General features: G+C 64.3%; 12 protein-coding genes. 5 read left to right on the top strand and 7 right to left on the bottom strand.

Annotated features, from left to right (window positions below; translation table 11 throughout):
* Positions 1–51: 51 nt before the first annotated feature.
* On the bottom strand, positions 52–1,017 hold the full coding sequence (locus AC0L23_RS08440; RefSeq protein WP_085361957.1) for a sensor histidine kinase: 966 nt from the start codon (positions 1,015–1,017) through the stop codon (positions 52–54).
* A 191-nt stretch (positions 1,018–1,208) separates the two neighbouring features.
* Here AC0L23_RS08440 and AC0L23_RS08435 point away from each other — a divergent pair, with 191 nt between their 5' ends.
* Positions 1,209–2,051, top strand: a complete 843-nt coding sequence (locus tag AC0L23_RS08435; RefSeq protein ID WP_085361956.1) for an SDR family NAD(P)-dependent oxidoreductase — start codon at positions 1,209–1,211, stop codon at positions 2,049–2,051.
* Positions 2,052–2,140: 89 nt separating this feature from the next.
* On the opposite strand, the gene AC0L23_RS08430 is transcribed toward AC0L23_RS08435, so the two are convergent.
* Positions 2,141–3,517, bottom strand: a complete 1,377-nt coding sequence (locus AC0L23_RS08430; RefSeq protein WP_094183357.1) for a cytochrome P450 — start codon at positions 3,515–3,517, stop codon at positions 2,141–2,143.
* Between the two features lie 64 nt (positions 3,518–3,581).
* Positions 3,582–4,817, bottom strand: a complete 1,236-nt coding sequence (locus AC0L23_RS08425) for an LLM class flavin-dependent oxidoreductase (protein WP_018455870.1) — start codon at positions 4,815–4,817, stop codon at positions 3,582–3,584.
* Positions 4,818–5,047: 230 nt separating this feature from the next.
* Here AC0L23_RS08425 and AC0L23_RS08420 point away from each other — a divergent pair, with 230 nt between their 5' ends.
* Complete coding sequence (locus AC0L23_RS08420) at positions 5,048–6,460, top strand: MFS transporter (protein ID WP_085361954.1); 1,413 nt, start codon at positions 5,048–5,050, stop codon at positions 6,458–6,460.
* Between the two features lie 141 nt (positions 6,461–6,601).
* Positions 6,602–7,768: an extracellular catalytic domain type 1 short-chain-length polyhydroxyalkanoate depolymerase gene (locus tag AC0L23_RS08415; protein ID WP_085385574.1), complete on the top strand. Its 1,167-nt coding sequence runs from the start codon at positions 6,602–6,604 to the stop codon at positions 7,766–7,768.
* Between the two features lie 118 nt (positions 7,769–7,886).
* Here AC0L23_RS08415 and AC0L23_RS08410 read toward each other — a convergent pair whose 3' ends face one another.
* The gene (locus AC0L23_RS08410; RefSeq protein WP_085361953.1) at positions 7,887–8,567 is read right to left on the bottom strand and encodes an MBL fold metallo-hydrolase; all 681 of its coding nucleotides are present in this window, start codon (positions 8,565–8,567) and stop codon (positions 7,887–7,889) included.
* Positions 8,568–8,738: 171 nt separating this feature from the next.
* On the opposite strand from AC0L23_RS08410, the gene AC0L23_RS08405 reads away from it, so the two are divergent.
* Positions 8,739–10,337 carry an alpha-amylase family glycosyl hydrolase gene (locus AC0L23_RS08405; RefSeq protein ID WP_085361952.1) on the top strand — a complete coding sequence of 533 codons (1,599 nt, stop codon included), beginning with the start codon at positions 8,739–8,741 and terminating at the stop codon, positions 10,335–10,337.
* A 157-nt stretch (positions 10,338–10,494) separates the two neighbouring features.
* Here AC0L23_RS08405 and AC0L23_RS08400 read toward each other — a convergent pair whose 3' ends face one another.
* Positions 10,495–12,192: an alpha-amylase family protein gene (locus AC0L23_RS08400; protein WP_085361951.1), complete on the bottom strand. Its 1,698-nt coding sequence runs from the start codon at positions 12,190–12,192 to the stop codon at positions 10,495–10,497.
* A gap of 258 nt (positions 12,193–12,450) precedes the next feature.
* Here AC0L23_RS08400 and AC0L23_RS08395 point away from each other — a divergent pair, with 258 nt between their 5' ends.
* Positions 12,451–12,939 carry an MmcB family DNA repair protein gene (locus AC0L23_RS08395; RefSeq protein ID WP_085361950.1) on the top strand — a complete coding sequence of 163 codons (489 nt, stop codon included), beginning with the start codon at positions 12,451–12,453 and terminating at the stop codon, positions 12,937–12,939.
* A gap of 120 nt (positions 12,940–13,059) precedes the next feature.
* Here the strand turns inward: AC0L23_RS08395 and AC0L23_RS08390 are convergent, their stop codons facing one another.
* Positions 13,060–13,614 carry an ActR/PrrA/RegA family redox response regulator transcription factor gene (locus AC0L23_RS08390; RefSeq protein ID WP_007598178.1) on the bottom strand — a complete coding sequence of 185 codons (555 nt, stop codon included), beginning with the start codon at positions 13,612–13,614 and terminating at the stop codon, positions 13,060–13,062.
* A 103-nt stretch (positions 13,615–13,717) separates the two neighbouring features.
* Complete coding sequence (locus AC0L23_RS08385; RefSeq protein ID WP_018455877.1) at positions 13,718–15,028, bottom strand: ActS/PrrB/RegB family redox-sensitive histidine kinase; 1,311 nt, start codon at positions 15,026–15,028, stop codon at positions 13,718–13,720.
* Between the last annotated feature and the right edge of the window lie 89 nt (positions 15,029–15,117).

Below are 15,117 nucleotides of genomic sequence, written 5' to 3'. Positions count from 1 at the left end.
TCCGGTGAAACCGCGAACGACGCGCGCGAACGGGTTTCGTTGGCGCCGCGTCTAACCGTCCTTGGGGATACGGCATTGCATGGTGCAATGAAGTCCGGTCCTGAGATAGGAGACCTCCGTCTTGCCGTCGAAGGCCGACAGCGCCGACTTCAACAGCTTGGTGCCGAAACCCGGCTCGGAGATCTTGTCGACGCTCGGACCCTCGGTTTCATCCCAGGTCACGGTCAGGCGATCGTCGCTGACGGTCCATGACACCTGCAACAGCCCGCGCGGCGCGGAGAACGCGCCATATTTGCCTGCGTTGGTGGCGAGTTCGTGAAACATCAGGGACAGCGTGACCGCAAGTTTCGGCGGCAGGAACAGCCGGTCGCCGTTGAGCGTGAAGCGGACATGGCCGTAAGGGCCGAGCTCGGAGATCAGGAGGTCGCGAATGTCGCAGCCGGCCTTGTCGATCCGTGAGATCAAATCGTCGGTCGCGGCAAGCGACCGCAGCCGCGGATCGATCCGGGCCCAGATCTGCGGCTGATCGTGCAGCACCTGATGCAGCACGGCATGCACCGTCGACAGCTTGTTCTTCAGCCGGTGCTGGAGCTCGTCGACCAGCAGCTTGCGGTAGTCTTCTTCCTCGATCAGGCGTCTGGAAATCCGCCGCTGCTCGACGAGGAGCGAGCGATAGTGCTCGACGCCCCAGATGGTGAGCGCGCAGACCGCCCAATATAGCGCCAGCAGGGCGAATCGCGCGTTATCGGCAAAGGCATCGCCGAAATTCACGACGACGCCGAGCACGCCGCCCACCAGCGCCGTGATGATGCCGATGCGGAAGCCGCCGAACGCGGCTGCAAAGAACACGGCCGGGAAATACGGCGTGAAATAGACGTCGGGCCGCACATGGGCGAGGGCCCAGCGCGCCAGCGTCGCAACCAGCAGGCAGGCGACCGCAAACGCAAGGCTCACGCCGAGCGACGGCGGTGCCACGCCCTGCCAGCCCTTGCGGAATTCGTCGATCAGCTTCCCCATGCGCAGTCCGGTCGCGATATGCGTTCGACAATCGAGCGATCGCCAGGAATGTTACGCATGTCGCCGGCCCCAAGCAAAGCTTGCCTTGTCGGAAGCCGGCAGGAATAGTGCCTGCCGCGGCGCCGACCGTCGCGGCGCCGTCGTCGGTGTCCGCCATTTGGCGTCAAGAGGTTCGAAAACAGGGACATTCCATGGGCAGGCTGGATGGCAAGGTCGCGGTGATCACGGGCGCGACGAGCGGGATCGGGTTGCGGACCGCAGAAGTCTTCGTTGCCGAAGGTGCCAAAATTGTGATCGCGGGCCGGCGCATACCGGAAGGCGAGGCCCTGGCGAAGCAGCTCGGGGCGAATTGCGTCTTCCGCCAGACGGATGTGACGGCCGAAGCGCAGATGCAGGCGCTGATCGCGCTCGCGGTGGGCAAATTCGGCCGCATCGACTGCCTGTTCAACAATGCCGGCGGTCCGGCGCAGACCGGCGGCATCGAAGGCCTCGAGGTCGAGCGCTTTGACGCGGCGATGGCGACCCTGCTTCGCAGCGTCATGCTCGGCATGAAGCACGCCGCGCCGCACATGAAGAAGCAGGGATTTGGCAGCATCATCAACAATGGCAGCATCGCCGGCCGTCTTGCCGGCTTCTCGTCATCGATGGTCTATGGTGCAGCCAAAGCGGCGGTGATCCATCTCACCAAATGCGTGGCGATGGAGCTCGGCGAATCCAACGTCCGCGTCAACTCGATCTCGCCCGGCGCCATTGCGACCGGCATTTTCGGCAAGGCGCTCGGGCTTTCGACCGACGCGGCGGAGAAGACGCCGGCGGTGATGCGCGAGGTCTACAAGACCGCGCAGCCGATCCCGCGCGCCGGCCTTCCCGATGACATCGCCCATGCTGCGGTGTTCCTGGCCAGCGACGAATCCAGCTTCATCAACGGCCATGACCTCGTCATCGACGGCGCGATGACCGGCGGCCGCAACTGGAGCCAGCAGCAGCAGGGCTACGTGGCCCTGCGCAAGGCGTTCGATCAGGGGGCCGGGTAGTTTTCGTCATTGCGAGGAGCGAAGCGACGAAGCATTCCGCAGAGGAAGTCAGGATTGCTTCGCATCGCTCGCAATGACGACTGCGATGCTCAAACCGCCTTCACCCGCACCCGCAATCCGTCGCGCGGCTTGGGGATCGGCCACATCTGCCAGTCGGGCTTGTAACCCGGCTCCAGCGATACCTCGATGTTCTGCAGGAAGTGCCGCGCGAAGCATTTGGCCTGCATGTAGGCGAAGTGCAGGCCGAGGCACATATGCGCGCCGCCGCCGAACGGCACCCAGGCGAAGCGGTGGCGGTTGCGCTGGGCCTCTTCGGTGAAGCGCAGAGGATCGAAGCGGTCCGGCTCCGGCCAGATCTCCTTCATGTGGTGGGTGTAGAGCGGATTGACGCCGATCGCGGTGCCGGCCGGAATCGAAAAACCCTTGAAGCTGAAATCGCGCATAGCGCGGCGCGGCATCGAGGGCACCGGCGGCTTGATCCGCAGCGCTTCCTTGAACGCCATCTCCGACAGCGGCATCTTTTCGAGATCGTCGAAGCTGCTTGGCGCGTCAGGGGCGAGCCCCAGCGCCATGACTTCCGCGCGAAGCTTGTCCTGCCAGCCGGGATTTGCCGCGAGTTCGCCAATGAACGACGTCAGCGACGAGGTCAGCGTGTCGTGCGCCGCCATCATCAGGAAGCTCATGTGGTCGATGATGTCCTGTTCCGAGAGCAGCGCGCCGTCCTCGTGGGTTGCGCGGCAGAGCTGCGAGAACAGATCATCACCGCCGAGATTGCCGCGTCGCAGCGGAATCTGCTCGCGGAAATAAGCCACGATGCGCTTGCGTCCCCTGACGCCGGCCGCCATCTGCGTGCCGGGCAGCGGTCGGCGGATCGGGGCGACGGCAGCGGCGACCATGTCGATGAAGGCCCGGTTGATCTCGTCGACCTCCGGCCCGATATCGGCGCCGATAAAGGACGCGGCGGCGAGATCGAGCGTGAGCTGCTTCATCGCCGGATAAAGCTGCATCTCGCCGGGCTTGGCCTTCCACTGCGCGACGCGGGCGGCGATGCCGCGGTCGAGATCGCTCAGATACGACTTCATCGGGCCGGACTTGAATGCGACCGACAGCGCCTTGCGGTGCAGCCGGTGCTCCTCGAAATCCAGCAGCATCAATCCCCGCGGAAACAACAGGCCGAGCACCTTGTTCCAGCCATGGGTCGAGGAGAACAGCTTTTGCTGGTCGAACAGCACGAGCTCGTTGGCCTCGGGGCCGAGCAGCACGATATTGGTCTCGCCGAAGAAATGCGTGCGATAGACGAGGCCGTATTTGGCGCCGTTCGCCTCGATATGCCCTTTGGGGTCCGCGAGCACCTGGAAGGTCTTGCCGATGATCGGCCAGCCTTCGTCGCCGGGGATGTGGGTCAGCTCGTTGCGCTTGGGCGGAGTGAAGCCGTGCGCAGGGGCGGCCACATTCTGCATCGACATGACGATTGCTCCGGTTGGCTGGACCCGGCCAACATAACACAATCCAGCTGCGATGACTCCGCGCCTACCGCTTCGCCGCTTCCTTCTGCAAATCCGGCGCATTGACGGCCGGAATCGCAACGCGGCCGGCGCCGGTCACCTTCAGCGCCTCGGCGGCCTTTTCGTTTTCCATGATCTTGGCCATCACGGCCTGTCCCGCGCGCTCGAAGATCGCGCGGTTCTCGATCACGAATTTTTGCGACTTGCGCAAGCCGTCGATGTAGCCGTTGATCTCGGGCACCACGTAGCGCGCGACCATGTCCCAGCTCCGGCGCGTGTTCTCCGGATTGGCCCAGTCGTGCACGAAGCCGATGACGGCGCCGATTCCGCCGGAGACCTGCATCACGTTCTTGATCATCTTGACGAGGTCGTCGGGCGTGCCGATGACGGAGGCCGCGCCGTCGACGAAAGCGGTCTTGTCCACGGCCTCGTCGGGTGAGGCGAACGCGGTGAGCCCGGGCCGTTGCAGCGTGCCGACATTATATTCATTGTGCCAGCGCATTAGGCCGGGGCCGGCCTCGCGGCGCGCCTGCTCGCGGGTCTCGGCGATGTGCCAGGTCAGCAGCACGCGCCAGTTCGCGCGATCGACTTTGGTGCCGTGCTTTTTCGCCGCGTCCTCGGCGAACTGCCATTGCTGCTGCAGCGACATCAGCCCCTGCGTCGTCATCGAACCCAGCGAAATGATGCCGATTCCGTATTTTCCGGCGAGCGTCATGCCGGAGGGCGAGATCTGCGAGGCCACGACGAAGGGCATTTCCTCCTGCAACGGCAGGAGCTGCAGCGCGGCGTCGTTCATGGTGAACCAGTCGCTCTTCGCCGTGACGCGCTCGCCGCTGAAGAGGCGGCGGATCACGCCGATCGCTTCGTCCTGGCGGTCGCGCTGCGTCATCGGATCGATGCCGAGCGTATGCGCGTCGGAGGCGAGCGCGCCGGGACCCGAGCCGAAGATGGCGCGGCCGCCGGTCATGTGGTCGAGCTGCACCATGCGCTGCGCGACGTTGTAGGGATGATGGTAGGGCAGCGACACCACGCCGGTGCCGAGCCTGATCCGCTTGGTGCGCTCGCCGGCCGCCGCCAGGAACATCTCCGGCGAGGCGATCATCTCCCAGCCGGAGGAATGATGCTCGCCGCACCAGAACTCGTCATAACCGAGGCTATCTAACTGCTCGACCAGGTCGAGATCGCGCCGGAACTGGAGCATCGGATGCTCCCCGATCGGATGATGCGGGGCAAGGAAGGCTCCGAACTTCAGGCGCGCCATGGCGTTCTCTCCGGCTTACATTTTTTTGTTTGTGGCGCGAAGCTACGTGCTGGAGACAGCGAACGCAATCGCGCGATGTCCCGCGCGGCGGAATGCAGCCATGCGTATGTCGTCTTCCTCTCCCGGCACGCTGAGAGAGGCGGAACGCGCGAGGATCCTACCTTCGAGGTAATCGCGGCGCCGCATGCGGTCTGAGATGATCGGCAAGGACATCCGAGGATCACGCGCCGATGCATCAAACCGTCACAAAGCAGGTCGACACGTCGCGTCGCTGGTGGGTGCTGGCGATCGTCGTGGCCGCCCAGTTCATGTTCGGCGTCGATGCCTTCGTGGTCAACGTCGCCATTCCGACCATCGCGGTCGAGTTGAAGGCGTCGCCGGCTCAGATCGAATCCGTCATCGCGATCTACCTGATCGCCTATGCCACGCTGGTCGTCACCGGCGGCCGGCTTGGCGACATTCACGGCACCAGGAACGTGTTCCTGGCTGGCCTGCTCGGTTTCACCCTGACGTCGCTGTGGTGCGGACTGGCGCGATCCGGTTCGGAGTTGATCGTCGCGCGGTTGACGCAGGGTGCCTCCGCCGCGCTGATGGTGCCGCAGGTGCTGGCGACGCTGCATCTCCTGTTCACCGACGAACAGCGCAACCGCGCCTTCGCCATCTACGGCATTGTGCTGGGGCTCGCGGGTGCCGCGGGCTTTCTGCTCGGCGGTCTCCTGGTCACGATCGATCTCGCCGGCACCGGCTGGCGCTCGGTGTTCTTCGTCAATGTGCCGTGCGGTCTCGTGATCGCGGTGGCGGCCTGGCGCATCATGCCCTCGGCACCGCATCGCGCCGGCACACGGCTTGACATCACGGGCAGCATCGTCCTGTTCGCCGGATTGCTGTGCATGATCGGTCCGCTGCTGCTGGGTCACGATGTCGGCTGGGCACCGTGGCTGTGGCTGGTGATGGCGGTCGGCGCCGCGATCCTCCTGGGGTTCCCGAAGCTGGAGCATGCGGTGACACGCGCCGGCGGCATGCCGCTGATTGATCTCTCGCTGCTGGCGGACGCCGCTTTCCTGCGCGGCCTTGGCGCGGCGTTCTTTTTCTTCTCCGCCAATCTCTCGTTCTATCTGGTCATGACGCTGTTCATGCAGCGAGGGCTGAAAATCCCGCCGCTCGCGGCCGGCATGGCCTTCATTCCGCTCGCGCTCGCTTTCGTCGTGGCCTCGCGCCACAGCGGCGTACGGGCGCGCCATCGCGGCACCAGGGTCTTGATCGAAGGCTGCGCGCTTCAGATCGCGGGCCTCGCGGCGCTTGCGCTGGTCGCGTTCTCTGTCGACGCGCCGTCCGCGCTCCTGCTCGCGCTCACCATGATCGTGTTCGGCTACGGTCAGGGGCTGGTGATGGCGCCGCTCTCCGGCGCGGTGCTCTCGACGGTGAAGCCTGTGGCCGCAGGTTCTGCCTCCGGCATGTACGGCACCACGGCGCAGATCGGAAATGCGGCCGGAGTGGCCGCAATCGGCGCCATGTTTTTCGCCGTCGAAGCGGTGCAATCAGCGCGCGCAGGATTTCTCGTCTCGCTCGCACTGTTCGCAACATTAATCATGATCTGCGCCGCATTCCTGGCGTGGATGCGCCGGGTATCTGCACGAAGTTGAGGCATTGCGGTTAATGCGTGCTGATTTCTGCAGGCTTTCCTGAGATTTAGCACCTCATCGACAGCACACGGTCTTTTTATTTTGCGCTGCAGCAACTATTTGGTTTGGGTGGACGTTGAACGTCGCCTGCTAGGAGCTGCCGTGTCGTTAACCAGAAATGTCGATCTCTTGAGACGTCTGCCAAAGCTGGACGGATTGCGCTTCGCCGAGTTTGGCCGGAGCGCCGATGCGTCCAGTCCGTTGCAAGAGGTCACGGGCTTCGGCGACAATCCCGGCAATCTGCGCCTGTTCGCGTTCGTGCCGCCGCAACTGCAGAAGCCGCGCGCGCTCGTCGTCGTGCTGCACGGCTGCGGCCAGACGGCGGCAAGCTACGACCTCGGTGCCGGATGGTCGACGCTCGCCGAGCACTACGGCTTCGCGCTGTTGATGCCCGAGCAGCAGCGCATCAACAACAGCAACACCTGCTTTAACTGGTTCAATCCGGAAGACACGGCGCGGGACAGTGGCGAGGCCTGTTCGATTCGCGAGATGATCGCGCATATGACGGAAACGCATCGCGTCGATCCCAAGCGCATCTTCATCACGGGCCTGTCGGCCGGCGGCGGCATGACGTCGGTGATGCTCGCGACCTACCCTGAAGTCTTCGCGGCCGGTGCGGTGATCGCGGGACTTCCCTACGGCATCGCGACCAATCTGCGCGAGGCGCTCGACGGCATGTTTCATTCCCCGGAGCGGCCGGCGCGTGAACTTGGCGATCTGGTGCGGCGGGCCTCGAATCATCGCGGGCCCTGGCCGAGGATCTCGGTGTGGCACGGCAGCGCCGATCGCACCGTCAATCCCGGCAATGCCAACGAGATCGTCAAGCAATGGCTCGACCTGCACGATCTGCCCGAGGCGCCGATGGCGGAAACTGACATCGACGGCTATCCCCGCCAGGCCTGGTGGAACAAGGACGGCGAGACGCTCGTCGAGTCCTACGCCATCACCGACATGGCCCACGGCACGCCGCTCGGCCTTGCCGACAACGACCAGCGCTATGGCGTGGAAGGCGCGTTCCTGATCGAGGCCGGCATCTCCTCGTCTTATCACATCGCCAAATTCTTCGGCCTCACCGGCTGGATTCCCGACGCTGCGAAGAAGGCGGAGGCAAAGCCGACGCCGGCCCGCTCGCCCGCGCCGCATCTGGCGCGCTCGATCCGCGCCGCGATCGCCGAAGAGCCGGCCGAGCCGAAGCGCGAGGAGGCCCGCGGCTTCGATCTCGGCCAGATCATTACGCGCGCGCTCACGGCCGCGGGATTGATGAAGTAACTCAGGCCGTCGCGCCGATAAGGCAGGAGTTTTGTGCCCGTCGTCGCTGCGATCCGCGAATGGGGTGACCGCAACCTGAGCCAGCCCGCGGCGTTCGCAGACGCCGCGGAATAGGCGCTCACATCTCGCCGGTGATGAACGGATTTGTCATCCGCTCCTGGCCGATGCTCGAGCCGGCGCCATGGCCGCAGATGAAGCCGACATCGTCGCCGAGCGGCAGCAGCTTGGTCTTGATCGAGTCGATCAGCGTCGCGTGACTGCCGCCGGGCAGATCGGTGCGACCGACCGAGCCCGCGAACAGGACGTCGCCGACATGGGCGAAGCGCAAGTCCTTGTTGAAGAACACCACGCTGCCGGGCGAGTGGCCGGGGCAATGATAGATCTCGAACTGGAGATCGCCGATGGCCACGCTGTCGCCTTCGTCGAGCCAACGGTCCGGCTCGAAATTGCGCACCCCCGTCATGCCGAAGCGCGCGCCGCTCTCGACCACGTTGTCGAGCAGGAATTTGTCCGCGACGTGCGGGCCCTCGATCGGCACCTTCAGCGCGTCGCGCAGTTCGGCCGCGCCGCCGACATGGTCGATATGGCCGTGGGTGAGCCAGATCTTCTCCACGGTGACGCCGGTCTGCTTGATGGCGTCCAGGATCTTCGGCACGTCGCCGCCGGGATCGATCACCACGGCCTTCTTGGAAGGCTCGTCCCAGATGATGGTGCAATTCTGCTCGAACAGCGTCACGGGGACGATGATCGCGCCTGCCTTCGCGCTGGCCTCAGCTTGTGTCTCGTTTTGCTCGGTCATGGCGCCACAATGCCGATTTTTGCCATGCCGCCAAGCAAAAGATTTCTCCCCGGGGCCTGGGAACAACCGCAGACATCGTCACACGGCCGTCCCAATTCGCCTGCTGGTTTGAACCGGAGCGCTCCTTCCGCGTTCTCCCGCGCAACAAGCAGTTTTGGATGGATTTCCCGCATGGCTCAGGGCGGCAGCGATTGGTGGCGCGACGGCATCTTCTATCAGGTCTATCCGCGCTCCTTTCAGGATTCAAACGGCGACGGTGTCGGCGATCTCGCCGGCATTTTGCAGCGGCTACCTTATGTGAAATCGCTCGGCGTCGACGCGATCTGGCTGTCGCCGATCTTCCCCTCGCCGATGGCCGATTTCGGCTACGACATCTCCGACTACACGGGCATCGAGCCGCTGTTCGGCACGATGGCGGATTTCGATGCGCTTCTCGCCGCCGCGCACGACAACGGCCTTAAGCTGATCCTCGACCTCGTGCCGAACCACACCTCGGACCAGCATCCCTGGTTCGTCGAGAGCCGTTCCTCGCGCGACAATCCCAAACGCGACTGGTACATCTGGCGCGACCCGGGCGAGGGTGGCGGCGTGCCGAATAATTGGCTGTCCGAGTTCGGCGGCAGCGCGTGGCAGTTCGACGAGACCACCGGCCAATACTACTATCATGCCTTCCTCGCCCAGCAGCCGGATCTCAACTGGCGCAATCCCGATGTCCGCGCGGCAATCTACGACGTGATGCGGTTCTGGCTGGAGAAAGGCGTCGACGGCTTTCGCGTCGACGTGATCTGGCATCTGATCAAGGACGCCGAGTTCCGCGACAACCCGCCCAATCCGCATTATGCCGAGGGCCGGCCGCCGAACGAAAAGATAATGACGCAATATTCCACCGACCAGCCGGAGGTGCACGACGTCATCGCCGAGATGCGCCGCGTCACGGATGCCTATGATGCCCGCGTCCTGATCGGCGAGATCTATCTGCCGCTGCATCGCCTCATGGCCTATTACGGCAACGATCTCACCGGCGCGCAGATGCCGTTCAACTTCGCGCTGCTCTCGACCTTCTGGAGCGCGCGCTCGATCGAGAAAATCGTCGAGGATTACGAGAAGGCGCTGCCGAAGGGCGCCTGGCCGAACTGGGTGCTCGGCAATCATGACCGTCCACGCGTCGCAAGCCGCGTCGGGCCGGAGCAGGCCCGCGTCGCCGCCATGCTGCTGCTGACGCTGCGCGGCACGCCGACGCTCTACTATGGCGACGAGATCGGCATGCATCAGCTCGCGATCGCGCCCGAGGACGTGCGCGACCCCTTCGAGAAGAACGTGCCCGGCATCGGTGTCGGCCGCGACGGCTGCCGCACACCGATGCAGTGGGATTCTTCCAACTTCGCCGGCTTCTCGGACGTCAGGCCATGGCTGCCGCTGCCGGAGGATCACATCCGCAACAACGTCGTCGATCTCGAGGCCGATTCACGTTCGATCCTGACGCTCTATAAGCGTCTGATCGCGTTGCGGCAGGGCTGTCCGCCGCTGGTCGCGGGCGACTATCATCCGCTTGCCGCGCAAGGCGATCTCCTGATCTATCGCCGCGAGGCCGAGGGCAGGGCGGTCACCGTGGTGCTCAATCTCGGCCCTGAGCCGATCGCGGTCACCACCAGCGCGATCAGGTTCGGCAGCGAGATTCTGCTGTCGACATTCCTGGATCGCGAGCGAGAGCGGATCGAAGGCGTGCTGGATCTGCGCGGCAACGAGGGCGTGATCATCACGCCACCCTGACCGTCGTCCTGGACAAGCGAAGCGCAGATCCAGGACCCATTGCCCCAGGGAGTGGTTTGACGAAGATTCGTGGTGATAGCTTCGTACAACAATCACCTATTGGGGTAATGGGTCCTGGCTTTCGCCAGGACGACAACGGAGTGCGTGGTCGCACTGACTACCCCGGATGCTTGTTCCCTCGCACCGTCCCGTCGATATCGCTCCGCTTCAACAGATAGTCCAATCCGCCGACGCGGTACCAGCGATAGCCATAGGGCTCCAGCACGACGCGGTGCTGGCCGCGCTTGTCGGCGTGGCTGTGGTCCTCCGCGAGCAGATTGATCAGGTGCGCGCCGGCCTCGCGTGGCAGCCCCGCCGAGAACGCGATCTCGCGCGGCTTCTCGTCGAGATTGTGCACGAACAGCACGGAATTGTTGCGCCAGTCATAGCGCATGATGAACACGGCGGGATCGCGCGTCGCGATGATCGAAAAATCGCCCCAGCCGATCTCCGGCACCTCCTTGCGCATGCGGACGATGCGCTCGGTCCAGTTCAGCATCGAGTTGGGATCGCGCCGCTGCTTGGCGACGTTGACGTGCGGATAGCCGTACGGTCCTTCGTCGATGACGGGCAAGGCCGGCTTGTCGCTGGTGGTGAAGCCGCCATGCGGCTCCGTCGACCATTGCATCGGCGTGCGCGCGCAATTGCGCTCGGGGAGGGAAAGATCATCGCCCATCGCGATCTCGTCGCCGTAGCGGATCACGGGCGTTCCCGGCAGCGTGCACATCAGGCTGTAGGCGAGCTCGAGCCGCCGGCGGTCGCCACCGAGCATCGGTGCCAGGCGACGGCGAATGCCGCGGTCGTAGAGCTGCATGTCCTTGTCAGGACCGAAGCTTTTGAACACGGTGTCGCGCTGCGCCTTGGTCAATCGCCCGAGATCGAGCTCGTCATGATTGCGCAGGAACAGGCCCCATTGCGCCGAGGCGGGCCGCGGCTTGGTCGCCTTCAGCGCTTTCCCCAGCGGGCGGGAATCGGACGAGGCCAGCGCATAGAACAGATGCTGGTTGACCTGGAAATTGAACATCATATGCATGCGGTCGGCATCACGGCCGAAATATTCCATGTCCGTCTTCGGCAGCACGTTGGCCTCGGCGAGGATGATGGCATCGCCCTGCCGCCATTGCAGGAATTCACGGAACGTCCGCAGCATGTCGTATTGTTCGGCCGGCTTTTTCACTTTGGCGCCTTTGGTCGCGATGACGAAAGGCACGGCATCCATCCGAAAGCCTGAGACGCCGAGTTGGATCCAGAAGCCCATGATCTTCAAAATCTCGGCCTGCACGCGAGGGTTCGAGGTGTTGAGGTCGGGCTGGAAATCGTAGAAGCGGTGGAAGTACCAGGCGCCGGCTTCCTTGTCGCGCGTCCATGTCGATTTCTGAACGCCGGGAAAGACCATGCCCTGATTGGCGTTGGCCGGCTTCTTGTCGGACCAGACATACCAATCGCGGTAGGGCGAATTCCTGTCGCTCCGCGCCGCCTTGAACCAGGGATGCTGGTCGGAGGTGTGGTTGACGACGAGATCGATGATGACGCGAATGCCGCGTTGCTTGCAGCCATGAGTGAACTCGACGAAATCGCCGAGCGTGCCGTAGCGGGCATCGACGCTGTAATAATCCGCGACATCGTAGCCGTCGTCGCGGCCGGGCGAGGTCTGGAACGGCATCAGCCAGATCGTGGTGATGCCGAGGCCGTGCAGATAATCGAGCCGGCGCAACAGGCCCTTGAAATCGCCGATGCCATCGCCGTTGGCGTCCATATAGGTGCCGACGGACAGGCAATAGATGATGGCGTTCTTGTACCAGAGATCGTCGATCATGCGCGCGCAGCCTCGGTGGTTCCGCCGAGGTGCGGCGGCTGCGTGATAAGTGTTAAGAGCGAGAGCGGTTCCGTACCCCGCCGTCGTCCTGGACAAGCGAAGCGCAGATCCAGGACCAATACCACAGGCCGAAATTTGACGAGGACTGGTGGTGATCCCCTCGTGCACCAACGATCCCTTGGAGTCATGGTCCTGGCTCCCGTGCGCAATTGCGCACTAGGCCAGGACGACGACGGAGGAATCGGCTATCCTCCCCCGATGGACAACACCGCCCGAATTGCCCTCGTGCCGCCGCCGGACCGCCGTCAATCCGAGACGGCGCTGGCGATCGCGCGCGGCACGGCGCGATTGTTGCGCTCGCTCGGCTTCACCTGCATCAGCGAATTACCGCTGCCCTCGGGGCGACGCGCCGATCTCGTCGCGCTGAACGAGCGGGGCGAGATCTGGATCGTCGAGATCAAATCGTCGGTGGAGGATTTGCGCGCCGATCAGAAATGGCACGAATACCGGGCGCATTGCGACCGGCTGTTCTTCGCCTTCACGCAGGACCTGCCTTGCGAGATCTTTCCGCAAGATACCGGCTTGATCATCGCGGATGCCTATGGTGCGCACCTGCAATGCGAGGCGCCCGAGCACAAGCTCGCTGCGGCCACGCGCAAGCAGATGACGGTGCGGTTCGCCATGGCGGCGGCGTTGCGGATCAACCGGCTGGTCGATCCGCAGGGGCATGCGGAGTTTTGGGAATAGCGGCGCCGCGAGCGCGATGCCGTAGGGTGGGCAAAGCGGAGCGTGCCCACCATCCAGGTCAAAGATTGAAGCAGACATGGTGGGCACGGCGCTTTGCGCCTTGCCCACCCTACGGCACCGTTATCGCGGCGCGCGCTTGGCCAAAATCCGCTGCAACGTGCGCCGATGCATGTTGAGCCTGCGTGCCGTCTCCGAGACGTTGCGGTTGCACATCTCGTAAATGCGCTGGATGTGTTCCCAGCGCACGCGGTCGGCCGACATCGGGTTCGCCGGCAACTCGGACTTGTCCGAGCCGGTCGACAGCAGCGCCGCGACGACGTCGTCGGCGTCCGCGGGTTTCGAGAGATAATCGACCGCGCCCATCTTCACCGCGGTGACGGCGGTGGCGATGTTGCCATAGCCGGTCAGCACGATCGCGCGGGCGTCGGGGCGCTTCTTCTTCAGCGCCGAGACCACGTCGAGACCGTTGCCATCACCGAGCCGCAGATCGACCACGGCGAATGCCGGCGCCGCCTTGCCGATCTGCGCCAGACCGTCCGAGACGGTGTCGCATGACGTCACCGCAAAGCCGCGCGTTTCCATGGCGCGCGACAGCCGCTCCAGAAACGGCTTGTCGTCCTCCACGATCAGCAGCGAGCGGTCGGTCTGTTCGTTCAGTTCGGCGATGGCGTTCAAGGTTTCGTCCTCTCTCCAGCGCGTCTACATATGGCGGCGCAATCGGGCGGTGCCAAGGGCGCCAATGGTCGATCGGCCCCGTTGTGCGACGCAAGGTCGCGGCCTATCCTATTGTTTCTTCGAAGGTCTCGATAGCCTCAAAACGGTCTCGCGGCCACGTGATCTGGACCACTGCGCCATGGTCCGGAAAGGTCCGGTTGGTAAACGAGACCTTGGCGCCGGTGCGCTCCAGCAAGGTGCGCGCGATGAACACGCCGAGCCCGAGGCCGCCGCCTTCGTCCTTGCTGCGCCGCCGCGACAAATAGGGCTCGCCGATCCGGTTCAGGATGTCAGGCGGAATCCCGGGACCATCGTCGGAGATCACGAGCTCGATTGTGTCCTTGTTCCACCACGCATTCACCTCGACGGTGGTGCGGGCGAAATCGACCGCGTTCTCGACGATATTGCCGACGCCGTAGAGGATCGCCGGATTGCGCGAGCCGACCGGTTCGGCCACGATGGCGACGGCGATGCGCACCTTGATATCGACGCCGAAATCGCGGTGCGGCGCCACCACCTCCTCGATCAGCTCCGACAGCTTCATGCGGTCGAACGGCGCGCCGGTGGAGGAGAGCTGGGTGATCTTGCTCAATATGTCGCGGCAACGCTGCGTCTGCTCGCGCAGGGTCTTCAGGTCGGCGGCAAAGTTCGGCTCCTTCACCGTCTTCTCCAGCTCGCGCGAGATCAGGAAGATCGTCGCGAGGGGCGTGCCGAGCTCGTGCGCTGCGGCTGCGGCCAGGCCGTCGAGCTGGGTCAGATGCTGCTCGCGCGTCAGCACCAGCTCGGTCGCGGCCAGCGCGTCGGCGAGCTTGCGCGCCTCCTCGGTGACCTGGAACGAGTAGAGGCTGGTGACGCCGATCGCGAGCGCGATCGAGAGCCAGACGCCGACGAGATAGATCGGCGGCAGCACCAGCGGATCATCAGAATCCCAGGGCAGCGGCAGATGGAAGAAGAACAGGACCGAGGCGCAGGCGACAGCCAGCACGCCGAGGCCGAAGGTGAAGCGGGCCGGCAGCGCCGTCGCGGAGATCAGCACGGGCGCGAGGAACAGGAACGAGAACGGGTTCTGGAGTCCGCCGGTGAAGAACAGGAGACCCGCCAGCTCCACGATGTTGAGCGCGAGCAGTCCGGCCGCCTGCATCGGCTCCAGCCGCTGCAGCGGATTGGACACGGTCTGGAGCGCCAGATTGAGCGCCGCCGACAGGGCGATGATGCTGACGCAGGGAACGATCTCGACATTGAATTCCAGCCCCTGCGCCACGATGAAGATCGCGGCGAGCTGGCCGAGCACCGCGAGCCAGCGCAGTCGCAGGATCGTATCCAGGCGGATATGCCGCTGCGCGGGGCGAAAGTCGGAAGCGGCAAGTTCGGTCATTTCGGCCAATGGGGCGGTGCCTTCTCGATCACAAGCGCGCGGCTCACGGAACCGCCGGATTACAAGCCTTGCGCTCTCCGCTGCAATAG

It is taken from the genome of Bradyrhizobium sp. MI1.4 (genome assembly GCF_055811315.1).
The sequence above is the reverse complement of the archived record's forward strand: the minus strand, read 5'-3'. Positions and strand labels throughout refer to the sequence as shown.

Coding starts and splice junctions, on each gene's coding strand:
- AC0L23_RS08440 (WP_085361957.1), bottom strand. CDS start 1,017: ATGGGGAAGCTGATCGACGAATTCCGCAAGGGCTGGCAGGGCGTGGCA.
- AC0L23_RS08435 (WP_085361956.1), top strand. CDS start 1,209: ATGGGCAGGCTGGATGGCAAGGTCGCGGTGATCACGGGCGCGACGAGC.
- AC0L23_RS08430 (WP_094183357.1), bottom strand. CDS start 3,517: ATGTCGATGCAGAATGTGGCCGCCCCTGCGCACGGCTTCACTCCGCCC.
- AC0L23_RS08425 (WP_018455870.1), bottom strand. CDS start 4,817: ATGGCGCGCCTGAAGTTCGGAGCCTTCCTTGCCCCGCATCATCCGATC.
- AC0L23_RS08420 (WP_085361954.1), top strand. CDS start 5,048: ATGCATCAAACCGTCACAAAGCAGGTCGACACGTCGCGTCGCTGGTGG.
- AC0L23_RS08410 (WP_085361953.1), bottom strand. CDS start 8,567: ATGACCGAGCAAAACGAGACACAAGCTGAGGCCAGCGCGAAGGCAGGC.
- AC0L23_RS08405 (WP_085361952.1), top strand. CDS start 8,739: ATGGCTCAGGGCGGCAGCGATTGGTGGCGCGACGGCATCTTCTATCAG.
- AC0L23_RS08400 (WP_085361951.1), bottom strand. CDS start 12,192: ATGATCGACGATCTCTGGTACAAGAACGCCATCATCTATTGCCTGTCC.
- AC0L23_RS08395 (WP_085361950.1), top strand. CDS start 12,451: ATGGACAACACCGCCCGAATTGCCCTCGTGCCGCCGCCGGACCGCCGT.
- AC0L23_RS08385 (WP_018455877.1), bottom strand. CDS start 15,028: ATGACCGAACTTGCCGCTTCCGACTTTCGCCCCGCGCAGCGGCATATC.